The sequence below is a fragment of the Kitasatospora sp. MY 5-36 genome (assembly GCF_001182915.1).
Classification (GTDB): Bacteria; Actinomycetota; Actinomycetes; order Streptomycetales; family Streptomycetaceae; genus Kitasatospora.
The window spans coordinates 1-18,929 of sequence record NZ_LFVW01000104.1; the positions used below are offsets into that span (position 1 = coordinate 1).

Below are 18,929 nucleotides of genomic sequence, written 5' to 3' on the forward strand. Positions count from 1 at the left end.
CGCGTGCGCTGACCTGCGCGTTCCGCGATCGGGGGTGCGGCGCCCGGGTCCACCGCACCCCGAGCCGGGCCACAGGGCCATGGAGCCGATGCCGGCGGACATGATCTCGACGACCGCGGGTACTGCCCCGGTGGCATACGGGAACGCGGCCGAACGGCTCCAGGCCTGCAGGTGGGCGAACGCGGAGCGCCACACGGGACTGATGCCCCGATTCTGCGGGAGAGGACGGTGCTCGTCGTCAACTGACGGGTTGACAACGGGGGTTGGCGTCATACCACGGGTTGACGTCCGGGATCGCATCCCGGTTTGACGATCCCGGCCTCCCGGATCCCGAGACTGGTGTGCACATCCCGACCAAGGAGGCTGGGCCGGTTGAGCGCACCACGTCTGCTGACGCACCGCACCGTTTCCACCACCGCGTCCGAGCCCGGTGCCTGGTGGGCACACCGGCTGCCGCCCGTCGTCGCCTGGACGCTGTGCGCGCTCTTCGCCGGAGGACTGGGCCTGGCATCGACCCTCGGCCCTCACCGGGTGTGGGGCGCGACCGCGGCCGGGGGGTACCTGGCGGCCGCGCTGCTCAGCGGACTCGGGCAGGGGGTGTGGCGGCGCCGGGCGGTCCGGGTGGCCGCGGCCGGGTCGGTTCTGGTCCCGCTGGTCCTGCTGGTCCTGCGCGGCCAGGGGCAACTGGAGCTCGACGTCGTCCAGCGCTCGGGTGAGCGACTGCTGTCGACGGGCGTTCCGTACCTCGACCGGCCCGCCGCCCTCGCGGACTACAACCCCTACCTTCCCGGCATGGCGGTCTTCGGCCTGCCACACGCGCTGCTGGGCGACGTGGTCGCCGGCGACGCGCGCTGGTGGTTCACGCTGTCCTTCCTCGCGGTGACCGCCGTCTCGGCCCGCATCACCGCGGGGCGTCGAGGAAGCGTGGGGCTGGCGGCGCTCGCCGCTTTCCCCGCCGTCGCCCTCCCACTGGCCGTCGGAGGGGTGGACCTGCCGGTGAGCGCGCTGATGTGCCTGGCGCTGGCGCTGGCCGGGACCGGGCGGCCGGGCGGCACCGGACTGGCGCTGGGCGCGGCGGCCTCCTTGAAGTGGACGGCCTGGCCGCTCGTCCCGGTCGCGCTCGTCCTGCTCGCGACGGTCCGGGGACGGAGCGCGGCGCTGCGGGCCCTCGCCGTCACCGTCGCCGCCGCCGGGACGGTGGTGATCCCGTCCGTACTGGCGACCCCGGGTGCCCTCCTGGAGCACACGGTTCTGTTCCCCACCGGCGCCGGCGTCACCGCCTCCCCCGCGGACAGCCCGCTGCCCGGTCATCTCCTGGCAGCCCACGTGCCCGGGGGCCGCGCGCTCGCCCTCGCCCTCCTGGCGCTGGCCGCGGCCGCGGTGGGCACCTCGCTCCTGACCCACCCGCCCCGGACCGTCGTCGCCGCCTCCGACCGGCTGGCCCTCGGGCTGGCCCTCGCCATCTGCCTGGCCCCGGCCACCCGCTTCGGCTACCTCGTGGTGCCGTTCGTCCTGGTCGGCTGGGTCCGGCTCCGCCCGGATTCCCTCGATCCAGGAGACCGCATGCGCACCGTCGCCGTCCCCCGGCAACACCCCACCGGCCGTCACGCCCCCCGACGCCGACTGCGCTGGACCCACGCCCTGCTCCGGCGACTGGGCCGCCGGGCCTGAACCATGCCGCGCACACTCGTGGTCACCAACGACTTCCCGCCCCGACAGGGAGGGATCGAGACCTTCGTCCACGCGATGACGGAACGCTTCGCCCCGGACGGCGTCGTCGTCTACACGTCCTCCACCCCGGGCGCCGCCGCCTTCGACAGCGCCCTCCCCGTGGAGGGGCTCGGCATCGTGTTCCTGGAAGCGGCGGCGGCCGGCCTGCCGGTGCTGGTCGGCAACTCCGGCGGCGCCCCGGACGCCGTGCTCGACGGGGGGACGGGACGAGTCGTGGGCGACACTCCACCCTGTCGAGCACCGCGAATGACGACAGGCGCGGGGCGAAGGGTCAGGGCGTGGCGGTGAGGGTGGGCCAGAGGGTGGCGGCGGTGACGGACCGGGCCAGGGCGGGCGCCCAGGTGGTTTCGTCGCCGTCCTCGTCACGCCAGGACCACAGGCGGGTGGTGGCGAGGTGGAGCGGGTTGAGCCGGGTGATGCCTATGGCGCCGTGGAGTTGGTGGGCGATGCGGGCGATCTCGGCGGCCGAGGCGGATGCCTGGGTCTTGGCGGCGGCGACGGCGAAGTGGGCGGCCACCCCGCCGGTGTCCAGGGGGGTGGCCGCGGCTTGGACGGCGGCGCGTACCAGGGCGGCCTCCTCGATGAGCCGCGCCTCCTCCTGCTTGACCGCCTGGAAGCGGCTGAGCGGACGGCCGAACTGGGTGCGGGCGGTGGTGTGGGCGACCGTCAGTTCCACGCAGCGTTCGGCGGCTCCGGCGATCAGGGCGGCCCGGGCCAGGGCTGCGCGGAGCCGGGCCTCGTCGAGCAGTTCCGGGGAGATCCGGCGGACCTGCGAGGCGGGGATCTCGAGAGCGGGGAGGTGCAGGTCGTCGCGGGGTTCCTCGGCGAGGTTGCCGCCGGGGGTGAGGACGGCCCGGTCGGGGGCGAGGGTGAACAGGACGGGTCCGGAGGGGGCGGCGGCCAGGACGGTGACGGCGGTGGCGGTGCGGGCCCAGGGGACGCGACGCAGGGTGCCGGTGACCAGCAGGGTGTCGTCGTCGCCCAGGCAGCCGGCCGAGCCGACGGGGGAGGCGGCCGGACGGGCGTAGCGGATCGTCAGCTCGGGCGCGATGGCGTAGCTGAGCGGGCCGTCGGGGACGGGGAGACCGACCCGGCGCAGCAGCGGGCGGGCGACCAGGGCGGTCTCGGCGAGAGGGGCGGGGACGGCGCGGCGTCCTGCCTCCTGGGCGGCGGCGAGGAGTTCGGCGGTCGGGGCGTCCGGGGCGGGGAGGGCCACGGCGTCCGGGGCGGTCGTGTTGGTGACGGCGGCGATGGAGTCCGCGTCGGCGTGGAAGGCGGTGGTGTCGTAGGCGTCGGCGGAGATGACGGGGGTGCTGGTGTCGATCGTGTGGGTGTTCATCAGTGCTGCTCCAGACCGCGAGTGATGATGCCGCGAAGGATCTCGTTGGTGCCGCCGCGCAGCGTGTAGCCGGGGCTGTGCAGCAGGGCGAAGGCGAGCAGTTCCGGGTGGCTGCCGGGGGTGGCGTGCGGGTCGGCGGTGGTCGGCAGGACGCTGCGGACGGTGTCGACCAGGGTGCCCTCCAGGCGGGTGCCGAGGTCTTTGACCAGGACGGCCTGGGTGTCGGGCGAGGCTTCGGTGTCCAGGGCGGCGGCCACGCCGAGGGACAGTCGGCGGATGCCGTGCAGACGCGCCGCCAGAACGCCGACCTGGGTGAGCTGTTCGGCTGTCGCGGGGCGCCGCTCCAGTTCGCGGAGCAGGGAGACCAGCAGGGGGAAGGTGGACAGGTAGCGTTCGGGGCCGCTGCGTTCGAAGGCGAGTTCGCCGGTGACCTGCTTCCAGCCGTCGCCCCGCTGCCCGAGCAGCATGCCGTCGGGGACGTCGACGCCTTCGAGGTGGAGGGCGTTGAAGCGGTGCTCGCCGCTCATCAGCCGGATCGGCTCGACCCGCACGCCCGGGGCGCGCAGGTCGACGATGAACTGGCTGAGGCCGGCGTGCCTGTCCTCGGCCTCATCGGTGCGGGCGAGGACGATGGCGTAGTCGTTGACGTGAGCGCCGCCGGTCCACATCTTGGTACCGGTCAACCGCCAGCCGTCGGCGGTCCGTTCGGCACGGGTGGCGACCGAGGCGAGATCGGAGCCGCTGCTCTTCTCACTCATGCCGATGGAGAAGAAGCACTGCCCGGCGGCGATCCGGGGCAGGAAGAGGCGGCGCTGCTCCTCGGTGCCGTGCTGGAGGACGGACGGGCCGGCCTGCCGGTCGGAGACCCAGTGGGCGCTGACCGGGGCGCCGGCGGCGAGCAGTTCCTCGATCACCACGTAGCGCTCCAGGAAGCCGCGGCCGGCGCCGCCGTACTCGACGGGCAGGGCCATGCCGACCCAGCCGCGCTCCGCGAGGCGGCGGCTGAAGTCGGGGTCCCAGCCGGCCAGCCAGGAGTCGGGGCGGCCGAGTACGGTGCCGCAGGCGCGCTCCTCGTCGAGAAAGGCGCGGACCTCGGTACGGAGCCGGCGGGCCGATTCGGGCAGGACGACGTCGGGGAATGCCATCGGTGACGGCGTTGAAGGCGACATGGTTCATTCGCTCCTGGGCTGGTGAACGAGCGGTTGGCTTCTTCTCGGTACGGGAGTTCGGTCAGCCTGCGGGGTGCAGCAGGGAAGGGTCGAAGCCGGCTTCGCGGAGGACCTCCTCGGTGTGCTGGCCGATGGCCGGGCAGGGCCGCAGCTCCGGCTCCGGGTAGGCCGAGTAGCGGACCGGGAGGCCGATGACCCGGTAGCGGCCCTCGGTGGGGTGGTCGGCCTCGCGCAGCAGGCCGCCCTCGCGGGCGTAGGCGGTGGTGGCGGCGGAGGCCAGGTCGAGCACGGGGGCGGCCGCGATGCCCGCCCGGTCGCAGAACTCCTGCCACTGGGCACTGGTGTGGTGTCCTGTCAGTCCGGCGAGCAAGGGATAGAACGCGTCGGCGTTGCGGGCCCGGTCGGGGCCGGTGGCGAAGCGCGGGTCGGCGGCCAGTTCGGGGCGGCCCACGAAGGCGGTGAAGTCCCGCCAGTTGCGGTCGCTCTGCGGCAGGATGCACATCCAGCCGTCGGCGGTGCGCAGGGCGCGGCGCCGGGGGCTGAGCGAGCGCGGCGAGCCGAACGCCCCGTCGGTCTCCAGGGCGGCCGCGCCCAGGTGCTCGACCAGGTTGAAGGCGAGCATGGTGTCGACCATCGGGACCTCGATGTGCTGTCCGGTGCCGCCGTGCTCCCGGTGGTGCAGCGCGGCCAGGACCGACTGGGCGATCTGCATGCCGCAGATCTTGTCGGCCAGCACGGTGGGAACGTAGTGGGGTTGGCCGGAGACCTGGTGGTTGAGCCAGACCAGGCCGCTGGCCGCCTGGATGATGTCGTCGTACGCGGCGTGGGTGCCGTAGCGGCTGTCGCTGCGGAAGCCCTGGGCGTTGGCGTAGATCAGGCCGGGGTTGACGGCCGCGACGTCGTGGTAGCCGAGGCGGAGCTTCGCCAGGGCCTGCGGGCGCAGGTTGGTGATGAGGACGTCGGCGGTGCGCAGCAGGGCGAGCAGGGCGTCGCGGCCGTGCGGGGCCTTGAGGTCGATGGCGGCGCTGCGCTTGTTGCGGTTCAGGTTGAGTGCCGCGCCGCCCATGCCGGGGTGGCGCTGGGGCGGGTAGTGGCGCGTCATGTCACCGGTGGGCGGCTCGACCTTGATCACGTCGGCGCCCAGGTCTCCCAGTTGCTGGGCGGCGTACGGAGCCATGATCACGCTGGCCAGTTCGATGACGCGGACTCCGGCGAGGAGTCCCCGGCCGGACGGGCCGCTCGGCTGCTCGGACATCGTGCTGTGCCTCCTGGGGTATCGGGTGGGGTGGGTGAACGGTGGTGCGGTACGGGCGGCCGCGGACACGTGCTGCCGACGAGGCGGATGCGAAAGGACTCGCCGCATCGGTCGGCACGGGGCAGCGGTGTTGGTTGCCAGGGCTGGTCGCGTAGAAGTGGCTCAGCGCCACTGGAGCGCAGCGGACCCGAGCGGGGTCCGCCGGCCGGGCTGGGGGACCGTGCGCCCGCTGTACGCGAACGGTGTCGCCGGTTCGGTGAGCGGGCCGAAGTCCGTCTCCGTGGTCGACAGCGCGGCGAGCGGCGCGCGCCCGGGCCGGGGCAGGCCGAGTACGTCCTCCCGCGCGAGCAGACCGAGTTCCCGCACCCAGTGGCACACCCCGGCCAGGGTCACGCGGATCCGCCACGAGCCGCCCTCCGCCGCACGTCGGCGCAGGGCCGTTGCGACGGCGGCAGCCCCGAGGTAGGCGGCGAGGTAGTCGTTGAGCAGGTACGTCGGCGGCAGCGACGGCCGGTCGGTCCACTCCTCGACGGCGAATCCGGTGGCCGAGCAGGCGAGTTGGTCGAACCCGCCGCGCTCGCCCCACGGACCGTCGGCGCCCCAGGCGTGGTATTCGAGGGTGATGAGTCCGGGGCGGCGCCGGACGAGTTCCTCGGTCGACGCCCCGTGCCGGGCGAGTCCCCGGTAGGCGTGGACGAAGACGTCCGCGTCCTGGAGCGCGTCGTGGAAGGCCGCACGGTCGTGGTCGTCGCGCAGGTCGCAGTAGGCGTTGCGCTTGCCGCCGCCGGTCATCGCGATCATCGGGATCGGGTCGGGGCGGTCGGGACGCGACAGGTGCAGCACGTCGGCACCGAACTGGGCGAGCAGCCGCGCCGCGACGGGACCCGCGATGACGTGGGTGAGATCGAGCACCCGTACGCCCGCGAGCGCCTCGTCCGCCGCACCGATCGGCTCCAGCGGCCGGACCGGTCCGTCGCCGACACATTCGATCTCGACGACCGGGCGCTGCGCGACGTACCGCCCCGCGGGGTGCGCGAGCCACTCCTCCCGGCTGCGCACCGCGCAGGCGACGCCGCCCCGCGCGCAGACGGCCTCCTCCAGCGTGAAGGCGTCCCAGCCGGCCACGGCCTGCGCGATCCCCACGTTGTCGAGCCCGCACCTCAGCACGGAGTGGACCGCGTCCCGCAGATGCGGATAGGTGGTGATGATGAAGATCCACCGGCCGTCGCGCGCCCGGTAGAAGTCGCTGTTGCCGAGCAGGGTCGGGTCGTCGAGGAGGGAGAGGAGCGGGCGTCCCGAGAGCGTCGTGTGGTACGTCGCCATGAGCTGGTCGATCGCGGCCCCGGCCTGCACCTCGACCCTCTGGTGCGGGTGGCCGCGCTGTTCGCCGACCGCCGCCGTCTGCCGCCCGAAGACACCGATCGCGGCGGACATGGCGTCGGCGAGGCGGTGCACCGAGGGCACCAGGGGATCCGCCCCGACGATGGTGACGTCCTCGGCCCCCCGGGCCGGATCGGGGTCGCCGAGCGTGTGCAGCAGCCGGAGGACGATCTCGGCGGTGGACGGCGGAGGCGTCGGCCCGGCCGTGGTCAGCGGGTTCGAAGTCATGCCGGGATGTTCGTTCCCGACACGGCACGAGCGCCCGCGTTCACGGATATCCGTGAACCGGTGCGGACGTCACGTCCGCCCCTCCTGGATGTGCGCGAGGAGCCGGGCCGCCGCCCGGTCCAGACTCAGCCGCTCCGAGCGGCCACGACGCCGGTGCGTCAGAACGAGGGCACCCGTGACGACGGGGCCGTCGGTGACGGGGATCGCGAGCGCGCTGACCTCGGGATCGGCCAGACCCTCGCTGCGGCTGATCCGCGACGCCCGGATCCCCGGAAGAGCGCGACGGAACTCGGCGACCGCCTCGGGGTCGTGGCGGGCGAGCTCGTCGAGCAGCCCGCGGCGCTCCGCCTCGTCGGTGAGAGCCAGCAGCAGACGGCCCGCGGCGGTGCGCAGGAGCGGCCGGGCCATGTGCTCGTCGGCCAGCGGCAGGAGGCGGGGGATCTCGTCCTCGCCGCCGCGCGCCAGGTGCACGGCGTCGAGCCCGACCCGCACCGTGAGCAGCACCGGGGTACCCGCGACGCGGCTCAGTTCGTTGAGCTCGTCCTGGCCGATCCGCGGGACGACCCGGCCGGCGATGAGGTTGAGGACGTGCGGGGCGGGCCCGAGCCGGAAGCGCCGGCGCTGTTCCAGCAGGAACCCCGTCGCGACGAGTCCGTTGACCAGGTCCTGCACCGAACTCGCCGGTGCCCCGGCCGCCCGCGCCAACTCGGCCACGGTCACCCCGCCCGGCGCCCGCGCGGCGGCCTCCAGGATCCACACGACCCGGTCCACCGTGCGGTGCGGCCGCCGTCGGCCGTGCTCGCTCATCCCGCCCGCCCTGTCCCTGTCGTACGTCGCCGGCCGATCACACCGGCACGGCCCGCCGGTTCTCCCCCGCCACCCGACGAGCAGGCCGGCCCCGGCCTGGCACCTGCACCTGCACCTGCCTACACCGGCGCCTGATCCACGCCGTCATGCCGAGGATCGTGCGAACGGACGGGGCCGCGCCAGCCCCTACCGTGCCGCGAAGGCCCCGACCTTGAATTCGGTGCCGCAGACGCTGAAGACGCCGCCCGGCGAGCCGTTCGCCTTCATCACGTTCACCGTGGTGCCCGCATCCTTGGGCAGCGCGACCTTGACGTGGGACGCCTGCACCGGGCAGGTGTAACGGGCCGACGCGGTGCCCTCGCCGTTCACGTCGTTGTACAGCACGTCCGCCACCACCGCGGCGCCCGCCGGGATGTCGACCGCTGCCGAGCCGGCCGTGGAGTTGTCCCCCGAGACCGGGCTCGCCTTGCCCTGGTCGTCGGCGGCGACCACGGTCGTCGGGCCGACGATGGTGCAGGGGGCACCCGAGCTGTTGGTGATCTTGAGGGTCGCGGCGGCGGGCTGCGCGTCACTGGCGTGGCCCGAGGACTGGAGGAACGCCACCGAGGTGTTCTTGGTCGTGCAGGCCGCGGTGGCGCCGCCCTTACCGGCGCCGGAGGACGAACTGCCTCCACCGCTCGTGCTCGTCTTGCCCCCGGACGGCGCCGAGGCCGCAGCCGATGCCGAGGCCGCAGCCGGCGCCGTCGCCGAGGTGGAACCCGACGGGGCGGCGGCTGACGCGCCGGCGCCGGCGGCGCCGCTGTCCTGCGTGCCGCTGACGTCGTTGCAGGCGGTCAGGGACAGGGCGAGCGCGGCGACGGCGCCGACGGCGAGCAGGGTGGGACGGGTGGTGGTGCGCATGGCTGGTTCCCCCGGTTCTCGTTCGTGGGTCGCGATCCTGTACGAGGTCGCTTCCCCTTGCAGGAACGAGGGTGTTGCGGCGCGCTGGCAGATCACTAACGAGCGCGGCGGCGGTCCTAACGCCTGGCTAACGCGCCAGGATCCTGGCGTGTGCCGCCGCGTGCCGGCGCCGCAGTTCGGGCAGTGCGTCCTGGTCGGCGATGTGCAGCAGGGCATCGAGCGCGGTGACGGCGCCCGCGTCGTAGCCGGTCCGCTCGGCCTCGAGCGCGGCCTGCGTTAGGCAGCGCTGCCCGGCCACGGTGTCGCCGAGCCCGGCCAGCGCCTCGCCCTGCCAGGTGCGCAGGAGCACGCGCCGGGCGACCGCCTCGTGCTCCGGGCCGAGGCCGAGCGCCACCTCGGCTGCCTCGTACGCCTGCCGGTGGCGGCCCGCGCCGAGGTGGATGCGGGCCAGGTGCTGGAGCGCGAGCATCCGGGTGTGCGCGTCGTCGGCCTCGGTGGCGAGGGCGAGGGCTCGGGTGCAGGCCGTTTCGGCGGCGCCGGGTTCGTCGTCGGGGAGGGCCGCGGCGAGGTTGACCAGGGCGGTGGCCTCGCCGAGTACGTCGCCTGCGCAGGCCGCGAGTTCGGGTGCGACGCGCAGGTGCCGGACGGCCTCGGCGGTGCGGCCCTCCTCGGCGAGCACCCAGCCGAGCAGGGTCAGGACGCGGGCCTCCGCATAGGGGTCGGCGCAGGCGCGGGCGTCGGCGAGGGCGGCCTCCAGGGTGGGCGCCCAGTCGGCGAGGACCCGCCAGACCACGAGCGGCCACTGGGTCACCGCGATCCGCCAGGCCCGCTCGGGCCGGTCCTCGGCGCGGGCCGCGGCCGCGATCAGGGCGAGGTCGTCGCGTTCGGCGGCGAACCAGTCGAGCGCCTCCTCCCGGCTGGTGAAGTCCCGTACTGCGGGCGGCTGTTGAAAGTCATCGGGCTGCACGAAGGCGGGCTCCCCGCCGGGTTCCGCGACCTCGGACGCGGACAGCGCGGTCGCCACGCAGTGGTCGTAAAGGCGCAGCCGGGCCGCGGCACGGGCGGCCGGGTCGCGGCTCTGGCCACGCGCGTAGAGCCGGACCAGGTCGTGCAGGACGTAGCGGCCGGGGGCGGTCTCGGTGAGCAGGTGCGCGGCGACCAGGCGGTCGAGGGCGCGGGCCGCGTCCGGCGGGGTCGCGCCGGCGAGCGCGGCGGCGCTGAACCGGTCGACGTGCGTGCCCGGGTGATGGCCGAGCGCGGTGAACAGCTGCGCCGCGTCGGCGGGGAGGTGGGCGGTGGTGAGCCGCAGCGCGGAGGCGACGCCGATGTCTTCGGCGGCGAGCAGCTCGAGCCGCTGGCGCTCGTCGGCGAGCCGGTCGGCGAAGGAGGCGAGGCCGAGGGCGGGGAGTTCCACGAGCCGAGCGGCGGCGACCCGCAGCGCGAGCGGCAGCCCGCCGCACAACTCGGCTGTACGCCGGGCCGCTTGGGGATCGGCGGCGGTGCGGTGCTCGCCGAGGAGACGGGTGAGCAGGGCCACGCTGTCGTCGGTGGCGAGGACGTCGAGGGCGAGGACGCGGGCGGCGTCGGAGGCGACGAGACCGGCGAGCCGGGCACGGCTGGTGACGACGGTGACGCAGCCGGGTCCCGTGGGCAGCAGCGGACGCACCTGGGCGGAGGTACGGGCGTTGTCGAGGACGACGAGCAGGCGCAGTTCGGCGGTGAGCGAGCGGAACAGGGCACCGGCGGCGTCCGCCGACTCGGGCATCCGGCGCGGTGGAACGCCGAGAGCGACGAGGAACTCCCGCAGCAGCTCGGCCGGTTCGGGGTCCGAGGTGTCGCTGAACCCGCGCAGATCGGCGTAGAGCGTCCCGTCGGGGAAGTCGGAGTGCCGGTCGGCCGCCCAGCGCACGGCCAGCGCGGTCTTGCCGACTCCGGCGGGCCCGGTGACCACGACGACCGGCCCGTCAGGTCCGGCCGCGGCCGCGGTCAGCGCGGCGCTCTCGACGGTGCGGCCGTGGAATCCGCGCGGGGTACGAGGCAGCAGGTTGGGCCGGAACTGCACTGACTCCAGGACGGGTTGGGGCGCCTCGGCCCGGACCGCGGGGGCGCTTTCGGGGCCGAGAGCGACGGTGAAGGCGGCGGTCAGCTCGGCGCCCGGGCGGGCGCCGAGCTGGTCGGCCAGGACCTGGCGGGCGTGGTGGTAGGCGTCCAGGGCCTCCGAGGAACGCCCCGCATGGTGCAGCGCCTCGACCAGTCGGGCGGCCAGCGGCTCGCGCAGCGGATGGGCCCCGGTCTCCGGCCGCAACAGCTGGACAGCGCGCTCGTGTTCGCCGCCCGCGACGTACGTGTCGGCGAGCAGCTCGACCGCGGCGAGCCGCGCCTCGTCCAAGGTGTGCGCGGCGGAGCGCAGCAACGGCGACGGGTAGGCACCGGCCAGCGCGGGGCCCTGCCACAGGGCGAGCGCCTCGGTGAGCAGCGCGGCCCGGTCACCGGGGTCGGTGGCACGGCGGGCGAGCGCCACCAGGCCGTCGAAGCGGTGGGCATCGAGCAGCGTCTCCGGCAGTTCCAGGTGGTACGCGGAGCCGCGCGTGCTCAGCTCGACGCCGTACGCCGATGCGTCGACACCCGCCAACAGTGCCCGCAGGCGCGAGACATGGCCCTGGATCACAGTGCGCGCGTGCAGGGGAGGTTCGTCGTCCCACAGCGCCTCGGTGAGCGTGTCGACCGAGACCGCGACATTGGCCCGCAGCAACAGCATCGCGAGCAGGCTACGCCGCTTGGCGGGCCCGAGCGGCAACGGCCCGTCGCTCCCGCTGACCGACACGGGGCCGAGGACCTGGAACTCCATGGACGGAACCCTATCGTCCGATGGCTACTGGGGATCGGGAGGTCGAACTTCACGGATACCGCGCCGCTCCGTCACCGACCACGTACTCCCACTCGACCGCTCTGTGCCCCGGCCCACACCCTCGCCGGACACCGACTGCTGCGCGAGCTGCGCCGCCGACACCCCCTGAACGGGGCGGCAGCGCCAGGTGGCACACCGCCGGAGCCCGACGGGGCAGGACTGCTGACCGCGCTGTACGGACGCCGGGCGCTGCGCCTGCTGCTGCCGGAGTTCGCCACCCGGGCCGCGCTGCTCGGCGGGCGCGGGGGCCGGAAGAGCGTCGCCCGCACCGGCGGCGACTACGGCCCGTACGAGGGGGCCGGCCGCACGGTAGGTGGTACCGGGCGGCGGGTGGCGGAGGAACGGCCTCGCCCCGCCCACCGCGTGCCCCCGAGTCCCCGGGCGGTCCTGTGGAAGCCGACCGTGCTGGTCCTGGTGCTCACCGTCGGGCAGTCCTCGCCCGGCACGCCTCGCAGGCGTGGACGCCGGTGTCGCCGTAGCGGCGGATCGGTGTCCCGCAGCCGGCGCACGGGCCGATCTGCCAGGGCTCGCAGCCGTGGGCGAGGGCGGCTTCGCGGCGCTGGGTCTCGGTGGCGTCGAGCCGGCGGTCCTGCCGGGGCACCGTGAACAGCCGTTCGGGGACCTCGTCGAAGGTGTGCAGGCCGGTGCCCGCGGAGTTCCCGCGCCGGGGCCGGGGGTCGTTGAAGGTGAAGGTCTCCTCGCCGTAGCGGCAGGTCGCGTCGAGTCCCTGGCGGGTGTAGGTGATGTCGGCGCCCCCGGCCCCGGGTTCGGCCGGGGAGTCCTCGTCCTCGTCGGGGCCGAACATGTCGTGCCAGCGGTCCCGATCGACCGCGGGCACCCACATCCGGGAGACGGAGCGCGGGTCGCGCTGGTCGGGGATACGCATCGGCACGAACTCGCCGTCCGCGCTGGCGACGACGAGCTGGTCGACCTCGGTGGGCGCCTTCGCGGGCAGGCACAGCGCGGGCAGGAACCACTAGGCGTGGAAGCGCCCGCAGGAGCTGCCGTTGACCGGGCAGGGCCGCACACTGCTCGGCAGGCACTTCCACTGCTGCAGGTGCCGCACCCCGGCGCGCACCACCATGGCGAGCGGGGAGGCGATCTCCTTCCAGCTGAAGTCGTCGACCCGGGCCCAGGGTGCCCGCTCGACGACGGCGGAGCGGTCGGTGTCGGTCACCCACAGCGGGACGATCCCGTGCTCGGCGGCGGCGCGGGAGCGGCGGCGGACGGTGTCGGCGGTGATCGGCGAGTACTGGGCCTCCCATCCGATCCGCCGGCCGTCGTCGCCGGTGACGAGGACGTCGGTGCGGATCCGGCCGTCGGTCGCGCGGGCTTCGATCTCGGCCCGGTGGCCGTGGCGTTCGGCGGCCCGGGCGATCCGCTCCTTCATCGCCTGGTGCTTCGCGCTCTCCTCCGGGGTGGGGGTGTGGCGCACCGGCAGGTGGGCGGCCACCCAGACGGTGCGGCCGCCGACCGTCCGGCGGCGGATCGTCATCCACGGGGACCGGCCGTCCTCCTCGGCCTGGCAGGCGCCGTCACCGTGGTGCTCCAGGCACTCCAGGAGCTCGCGCTCGCGCCGGTCGATCGGGGTGGTGACCTCCTCCAGCAGGCCGGGCCGACCCGGATGGCCGAGGTCGGGCATGGTCAGGTTGATCTCGATGCCGTACGCGGTGTGGAAAACTCCGTTCGCCATATCCGGAGAATAGAAACAGGAAGCGGCAATTTAAACACCGGTGCGAATGTTTAGAATCGGCGAATAAAAGCCTCGAATAACATCAGCCCCACGGTCAACAGGGTCCGGCATTCTGTTTGAATTCCACCCGTGCCCGCCGGTCCGACCAGCGGACCTGCGGGCATCCGCGGGTACCGCGAAGGGCCTGGGAGAGGACCTGGGCACACCCGTCCGGAACGCGGCGACCACCGTCCCGGCCTACGTCGGCGACCACCAGGCCGAAGTCGTCCTCGCCCGGGTCGCCACCGACATCGGCATCACGGAGAAGCCCGCCCGGCTCTAGCGGGCCAGCACGGCGGAATCAGCGGCGCGAGGCCGCACAACGGTCACCTCCGGGCGGTACGGATCGGGCCTCAAGGCGTTTGCCAGAGGCGACGAGCGCAGGACGTGCCGGTAGCCGGCAGCACCGCCACCCCGCAGGGACTCCAGATAGAACACCTTCAGGATCACGGCGAGCTCTGCCTCGGTGACGTCCACGCTGCGCCGGCTGGAGCCCTCTACGGTCCGCGCCCTGGCGATCGCCGCGCCCAGCAGGTCGGCGTCGACCCCGGGAAGGAGGCCGGCCTTCGCGTCCTCGCGGACGGCGTGGAGAAGGGGCATGTCGAAGGCACGCACGCTGATCGTGGTGTCCGGCACGCAGTCGTCCACCGGTACGACGGGCTGCTCGGCTGGACGGTCCCGCAGGGCCCGGTAGCGCAGCAGGTCCTGCCCCAGGCCGGTTACGCGAACTGCCCACGCGGGGCGGGCTTCGCCGACGGCGAGACCGTCGAGCAGTTCGGGACTCGCGAACTCGCACACCTTCGCTCCGACGAGCCGGCGCACGGTCCCGTGCTCCGCGATCCGGCGTTGTAGAGGCAGCTCCCCGGTCAGCCAGCCCGAACTCTCGGCAGCGACGGCCTCCAGCAGCACCCACTCATCGTGACTCAGAGCCACAAAACCCTCCCTCAACGTGACTGTGCCGCCGATCCTGCCACGCCGCCCCCGACGGCGCCCCGGCCTTCACAAATCCCGGGGGAACACGGCCGGCACCGTCCGACCCCTGACCCCTCATGCCACCGTCGCCCGGACCGGGTGCAGCGCGATGCCCAGGCATCGGTCTGGACAGGCGGCTCCCGGACGACGGGCAGGCCGTGGGGGCGGCGCCGATCCAGCGGGACTCTCACACCACCACCACTCCCCCGCCGTTACCGCAGGCGACGCCCACCGCGGCCATGTATCCGCGCAGTCAGCCGTCATACGAGGTGGGGTCGGCGCTGGCCGCGAGCCGGCCGAGCACCGGGCGGTCGGCGGACTTGTACGCGGCGACCTCGCAAGGCGATTCCTGGCTCGGTCGACAAGTCCCCTTCCACGCAAGGGAGTTGAACACTTGTGGCGACCGCCGCGACGTCGGCTACCGCCGTCGCCGGCGCCCGCCCCGACCGCAGTGCAGTGCGCGTGCGAGAGGACTACGTGCCCCGCACTCGTCAGCGCCGAACCCTGCTTTCCCGGTAGGGGGTTCGGCCGCCCGGGAGGGTCGGGCCAGGGGTTTGCGCGATCACCGACAGGCCATTCCGGTCATTCGGTGGCCGATATCCGCGAAAGGTCGCCTTCTTCCCGGATGCCGCACCCCGGGGTGCGGGGTACTGCCATGCTGGCATCAGAGGAATGTGACATTTCACATTCCGCACATCCTCCTATCCCTACCCCCGAGGAGAGACACCCATGAAGACCACCGTCCTCGCCGTCGCCGCCGCCGCCGCGACCCTGACCACCCTGGCCACCGCCCAGGGGGCCGCCGCCGCGCCGGCCGGGCCGGTCGGCGCGGTCGTGACCTGCGGCACCCCTGGCGCGCCCGGTCCGCTGCTGACCCGGGCCTGCGTCGAGGTGACCGGCAACCAGGTCCGCTTCTACGGGGTGGCCACGGCCGGTGACCCGTCCTGGCAGCCCCAGTCCGTCGGCTTCGCCGTCTCCGGCACAGTCGTCGGCAGCGCCCCCCTCGCCCCCGTCAACCCGACCGTCCTCGTCCAGGCCGGCTCGAACCAGGTCGGCAGCGTCTTCTCCAGCGCCCCGTGCGGCGCCACCGTCAGCAACACCTTCTCGGTGAACCAGCCCGGCTGGCCCGCCTCGACCGCCACCGTCTCCACCGTGGTGGCCTGCTGACACCGGACTCCCGCAGGTGTGCCCCGGCCCGCCCGGGGCACACCCCGCCACCGCCCCTCGGCGGGAGGGCACTCTTCCCGCCGCAGCAGGTCAACCGGTACCCGCAACCCGCCACGGCGAACTGGCCGATGTCGCGCAGCCCGAGCACGGGAGCCGGCCGCCGCTTCCTCCCCGGTCGCGGCGGCAGCGTCCAGCGCAACCGCCCGCTCACGGCGCCCGACGCCGCCGGTACCCCGTTCGCCGCCAGCCGCACGCCACGACATCGTGGCCGCGCTCGGGCGGCCGGCTTCGTGGGAGTCCCTGCGGCGCAGCCGGATGCTGCCGATCGGCTGGCCGTCGATGTCCGGGTCCGCGTGCACTGCGACTCCTTGCCGGACGGCGTCGTGGCGCGGGGCGGCTTCGGTTCCTGGCCGGGCGTCGTCCGCCTGGCCCTTGGCGATGTGCGCCTGCCAGAAGGCGGCGCCGGCCGTCGTCCCGCCGGGAACAGACTCCCCGATGCTGGGAAGTGACTGGGCGTCGGCGCGCGCGAGGACGCCGTTCTCCTCGTCCCAGCGGTCCGTGTGGTCGAGGTGCTGGGCCGACACGAGCCCGGCTGGCAGGTCCGCCCTGCGGGTCGACGGGCGCGTAGCTGGGCGGCGACCTCGTGGGGTCCGCGCACCGGAGCGGCAACGGGGTCGTCTCCCTCGCGCAGACCGAGCGCGACGTGGACGGCTGGCAGCAGCAGCAGCGGTGACGTGCCGCTCTGGGGAGGTACTCCGGCCTACCCTCGGGAATCCGGGCGATCGAAGCCCAGTTCCGGGTGCGGGAGGGCTACCGGGTACTGGCGACGTGGGCCATTGTCGACCTGGGAACGATCACCCGCGACACCTACCGGAACGACGAGCTCGGCCGGGGCAATCACTCGCCGACCGACCTGGCCGAGCGGCTCGGCGGCTCGCCATCGGCAATCTCCGGCGCCGCGTCCGGGACCGGCTGGAATCCCCCGATCAACAGGTCAACCGGCGTGCTGGCGAACCGAGGAACCGGCGCCCTCAGTAGAGGTCGAGGAACGCCGAAGGGGCGGACACGTGACTGTGTCCGCCCCTTCGGCGTTCGTGGTAGCGGGGACAGGATTTGAACCTGCGACCTCTGGGTTATGAGCCCAGCGAGCTACCGAGCTGCTCCACCCCGCGTCGTGCTCCCGACTGTACGGCACCAGTCGGTGATCACCAACTCGGTTCGGCCCGGGCACCGGCGAACAGCGTGAGGGCCGCGCTGATCTCGTTCGGCTTGAGGGCCGCCGTGGCCAGGTTCTTGCTCTCGCCAGCCGGGGGCTCGGGCGGCTGCCAGTCGATGCCGACGGCGGTCGGCACGGCGACCAGGTGCTGTACGGCGGAGGCCAGGCGGTCGGCGTTCTCTCCGGACAGGACGCGTCCCGCCTTGCTCGGGAGGTCCGCCAGGGCCTTCCTCTGGGAGGCGACCCGTTCCACGTCGGGCGTAGGGCGGCCACCGCCGCGCCGGGGTCGGTGCGGTGGTGGCCGCCCTCCTCGCCGTCGGCGAGCCGCCCCGCCCGGTGGGCCGCCGCTGCGAACGGTGGTCCCGTGCAAGCGCATCGGCCGGGCAGGACGAGTCGGAGGAGTTGGACGGGGCCGACCGGCCGGTCACCAGCCGTCGGTGAGCCGGAGGGCGTGGGAGAAGGAGGCTCCGCCCGTGTTCGTCCATTCGTCGAGGACGCCGTAGGTGTCGTCGCGGGCGATGAGGTCGGCGCGGCCGGTGCCCCGGAAGTCACCGGCGACCGTCTGGGAGAACGGACCCCACCCGTCGGTGACGAGCACACGACCGGCGAAAGTACCGTCCCCATTACCCCGCCACATGTACAGGCTGCCCGTCGCGTCCTCCCTCGCCATCAGATCCGCATGGCCAGTCCCCCGAAAATCACCGGCGATGGTCTGGGAGAACGCGCCCCAGCCGGCCGTCAGGTCGGTCCTGGCCGCGAAGGACCCGTCTCCCCGCCCCGCCCACTCGTACAGGTGCCCGTCCGAGTCGTCGCGGGCGACGAGGTCGCCGGTGCCCTTGCCGTGGAAGGCTCCGGCCGTTGTCTGGGAGAAGGTGTGGGAGGGGCTGGCCGGGGCGGGCCGCGGGGCGAGGACCTCGGCGAGGGCCGCGTTCCCGTTGGTGGTGAAGTGCAGGTGGTCGGAGGAGACGTAACCGGCGAACGCGGCGCTCGGGTTGAGCGGGTCGCGGGTCGCCCGGTCGAAGTCGTGGAAGCCGTCGATGGCCGTCGTCGTGCGGATCCAGTCGTTGACGCACCGGCGCACCCGGTCGCGGGCGGCGGTGTAGTCGGTGTGGCCCTGGAAGGCGGGGATGGTGGCGACGGTGAAGCGCAGCCCGGCCGCGTGCGCGCGTGAGGCCAGCTGCTGGATCCCCGACTCGAGCGCGGAGTTGGAGGCGTCGTCCATCGTGATGTCGTTGATGCCCTCGTAGAGCACGACGCTCCGCACTCCGGTCTGGGAGAGGACGTCCCGGTCGAAGCGGTTGAGCGCGCTCTGACCGAAGCCGACGCGTCCTCCCGTCCCGTCGGTGAGGATCCGGTTGCCGGAGATGCCCTTGTTGACGATGCCCTCGGGCGTCGGTCGGGCGCTGAGGGCGCGCCCGTAGTCGTCGGCCCAGCGGGTGTTGGAGTCCTGGTCGGTGTGCCCGCCGTCCACCTGCGAGTCGCCGAGGGCGACCACCGTCCCGTCGCTGCCGGCGGCCGTGACGTCCAGGCCGGCCAGGAAGGCCCAGTAGGCGTACGGGGTGGAGAGGTTGGCGCCGCCCGTGTCCTGGGTGCGGTCGGCACCGTCGCCGGGGGCGGAGGTGTAGGAGGTGGTGAGCGTGTACGGGTGGTAGGGCGCGGTGGTGACCTTGTCGGGCAGCCAGAGGCTGACCAGCAGGTTCTTGTCCGCGGTGACCGGGAAGGCGACGGGGTCGCTGTAGACCTCGCCGCCGGGTGGGATGACGGTCCGGCCCGAACCGCCGAACGTCAGGGTGACCGGCGCGGCCGCCGCCGTGGCCGGGTTCCCGTTCCGGGAAGACGTCCTGTCCTGGGCCGCGACGGTGACGTGCCCGATGGTCACCGGGTCCGGGCTGAAGGTGTTCACCAGGCGGATCCGGGCGGAGCTGCCGCCGATGCTGGTGTGGACGACCATGCGCAGGGTCTGCCGCCCCGTCACGCCCGAGGCTGCCGGCGGTCCGGCCAGGCTCATGGCGGTGCCCCAACTCCCCTTCCAGGCCGAGGACTCGGGGCGCGGCGCGCCCGGGCCCGACGGGAGCGCGCCCGGGCCTGACGGGAGCGCGGCGGGGACCGGCCCGCAGCCGGCGGC

General features: G+C 74.0%; 14 protein-coding genes, 1 tRNA gene and 2 pseudogenes. 4 read left to right on the top strand and 13 right to left on the bottom strand.

Annotation, left to right across the window (positions count from 1 at the left end; all coding sequences use genetic code 11):
• Positions 1 to 372: 372 nt before the first annotated feature.
• The 3 genes and pseudogenes from AE652_RS49175 to AE652_RS49465 all read left to right on the top strand — a co-directional run.
• Positions 373 to 1,671, top strand: a complete 1,299-nt coding sequence (locus AE652_RS49175) for a glycosyltransferase 87 family protein (protein WP_063780107.1) — start codon at positions 373 to 375, stop codon at positions 1,669 to 1,671.
• Positions 1,672 to 1,674: 3 nt separating this feature from the next.
• Positions 1,675 to 1,830: pseudogene (locus tag AE652_RS49460) on the top strand (alpha-(1-2)-phosphatidylinositol mannosyltransferase); the annotation flags it as partial.
• Positions 1,825 to 2,019: pseudogene (locus AE652_RS49465) on the top strand (glycosyltransferase); the annotation flags it as partial. The pseudogenes AE652_RS49460 and AE652_RS49465, both read left to right, overlap by 6 nt.
• Here the strand turns inward: AE652_RS49465 and AE652_RS49185 are convergent.
• The 10 genes from AE652_RS49185 to AE652_RS08650 form a co-directional block, all read right to left on the bottom strand.
• Positions 2,003 to 3,070, bottom strand: a complete 1,068-nt coding sequence (locus tag AE652_RS49185) for an acyl-CoA dehydrogenase family protein (protein ID WP_049650607.1) — start codon at positions 3,068 to 3,070, stop codon at positions 2,003 to 2,005. The pseudogene AE652_RS49465 and the gene AE652_RS49185 overlap by 17 nt on opposite strands.
• Complete coding sequence (locus AE652_RS08610; RefSeq protein ID WP_049650608.1) at positions 3,070 to 4,215, bottom strand: acyl-CoA dehydrogenase family protein; 1,146 nt, start codon at positions 4,213 to 4,215, stop codon at positions 3,070 to 3,072. The genes AE652_RS49185 and AE652_RS08610 overlap by 1 nt, the downstream gene beginning before the upstream one ends.
• Positions 4,216 to 4,300: 85 nt before the next feature.
• On the bottom strand, positions 4,301 to 5,494 hold the full coding sequence (locus AE652_RS08615) for a CaiB/BaiF CoA-transferase family protein (RefSeq protein WP_049650609.1): 1,194 nt from the start codon (positions 5,492 to 5,494) through the stop codon (positions 4,301 to 4,303).
• A 162-nt stretch (positions 5,495 to 5,656) separates the two neighbouring features.
• On the bottom strand, positions 5,657 to 7,102 hold the full coding sequence (locus tag AE652_RS08620; RefSeq protein ID WP_053112010.1) for a CoA transferase: 1,446 nt from the start codon (positions 7,100 to 7,102) through the stop codon (positions 5,657 to 5,659).
• A 69-nt stretch (positions 7,103 to 7,171) separates the two neighbouring features.
• Positions 7,172 to 7,909 carry a helix-turn-helix domain-containing protein gene (locus AE652_RS43035; protein WP_053112011.1) on the bottom strand — a complete coding sequence of 246 codons (738 nt, stop codon included), beginning with the start codon at positions 7,907 to 7,909 and terminating at the stop codon, positions 7,172 to 7,174.
• A 186-nt stretch (positions 7,910 to 8,095) separates the two neighbouring features.
• Positions 8,096 to 8,809, bottom strand: coding sequence for a DUF4232 domain-containing protein (locus AE652_RS08630; protein ID WP_049650610.1), 714 nt, complete (start codon positions 8,807 to 8,809; stop codon positions 8,096 to 8,098).
• A gap of 127 nt (positions 8,810 to 8,936) precedes the next feature.
• Positions 8,937 to 11,657: a transcriptional regulator gene (locus AE652_RS08635; protein WP_049650611.1), complete on the bottom strand. Its 2,721-nt coding sequence runs from the start codon at positions 11,655 to 11,657 to the stop codon at positions 8,937 to 8,939.
• 478 nt (positions 11,658 to 12,135) lie between these two features.
• On the bottom strand, positions 12,136 to 12,609 hold the full coding sequence (locus tag AE652_RS43835) for a hypothetical protein (RefSeq protein WP_049650612.1): 474 nt from the start codon (positions 12,607 to 12,609) through the stop codon (positions 12,136 to 12,138).
• Between the two features lie 84 nt (positions 12,610 to 12,693).
• A complete protein-coding gene (locus tag AE652_RS43840) occupies positions 12,694 to 13,410 on the bottom strand; it encodes a hypothetical protein (RefSeq protein ID WP_049650613.1) in 717 nt (238 codons plus the stop codon).
• Between the two features lie 318 nt (positions 13,411 to 13,728).
• Positions 13,729 to 14,358 carry a hypothetical protein gene (locus AE652_RS08650; protein WP_159028396.1) on the bottom strand — a complete coding sequence of 210 codons (630 nt, stop codon included), beginning with the start codon at positions 14,356 to 14,358 and terminating at the stop codon, positions 13,729 to 13,731.
• A 792-nt stretch (positions 14,359 to 15,150) separates the two neighbouring features.
• Between AE652_RS08650 and AE652_RS08655 the strand changes: the two genes are divergently transcribed.
• Positions 15,151 to 15,588, top strand: coding sequence for a hypothetical protein (locus AE652_RS08655; protein WP_049650615.1), 438 nt, complete (start codon positions 15,151 to 15,153; stop codon positions 15,586 to 15,588).
• A gap of 1,095 nt (positions 15,589 to 16,683) precedes the next feature.
• On the opposite strand, the gene AE652_RS08660 is transcribed toward AE652_RS08655, so the two are convergent.
• The 3 genes from AE652_RS08660 to AE652_RS08670 form a co-directional block, all read right to left on the bottom strand.
• A tRNA-Met gene (locus tag AE652_RS08660) sits at positions 16,684 to 16,760 on the bottom strand.
• A gap of 33 nt (positions 16,761 to 16,793) precedes the next feature.
• A complete protein-coding gene (locus AE652_RS08665) occupies positions 16,794 to 17,057 on the bottom strand; it encodes a hypothetical protein (protein ID WP_049650616.1) in 264 nt (87 codons plus the stop codon).
• Between the two features lie 171 nt (positions 17,058 to 17,228).
• On the bottom strand, positions 17,229 to 18,929 hold a 1,701-nt coding region (locus AE652_RS08670), incomplete at its 5' end, for an SGNH/GDSL hydrolase family protein (RefSeq protein WP_234348303.1).

Coding starts and splice junctions, on each gene's coding strand:
- AE652_RS49185 (WP_049650607.1), bottom strand. CDS start 3,070: ATGAACACCCACACGATCGACACCAGCACCCCCGTCATCTCCGCCGAC.
- AE652_RS08610 (WP_049650608.1), bottom strand. CDS start 4,215: ATGGCATTCCCCGACGTCGTCCTGCCCGAATCGGCCCGCCGGCTCCGT.
- AE652_RS08615 (WP_049650609.1), bottom strand. CDS start 5,494: ATGTCCGAGCAGCCGAGCGGCCCGTCCGGCCGGGGACTCCTCGCCGGA.
- AE652_RS08620 (WP_053112010.1), bottom strand. CDS start 7,102: ATGACTTCGAACCCGCTGACCACGGCCGGGCCGACGCCTCCGCCGTCC.
- AE652_RS43035 (WP_053112011.1), bottom strand. CDS start 7,909: ATGAGCGAGCACGGCCGACGGCGGCCGCACCGCACGGTGGACCGGGTC.
- AE652_RS08630 (WP_049650610.1), bottom strand. CDS start 8,809: ATGCGCACCACCACCCGTCCCACCCTGCTCGCCGTCGGCGCCGTCGCC.
- AE652_RS08635 (WP_049650611.1), bottom strand. CDS start 11,657: ATGGAGTTCCAGGTCCTCGGCCCCGTGTCGGTCAGCGGGAGCGACGGG.
- AE652_RS43840 (WP_049650613.1), bottom strand. CDS start 13,410: ATGGCGAACGGAGTTTTCCACACCGCGTACGGCATCGAGATCAACCTG.
- AE652_RS08655 (WP_049650615.1), top strand. CDS start 15,151: ATGAAGACCACCGTCCTCGCCGTCGCCGCCGCCGCCGCGACCCTGACC.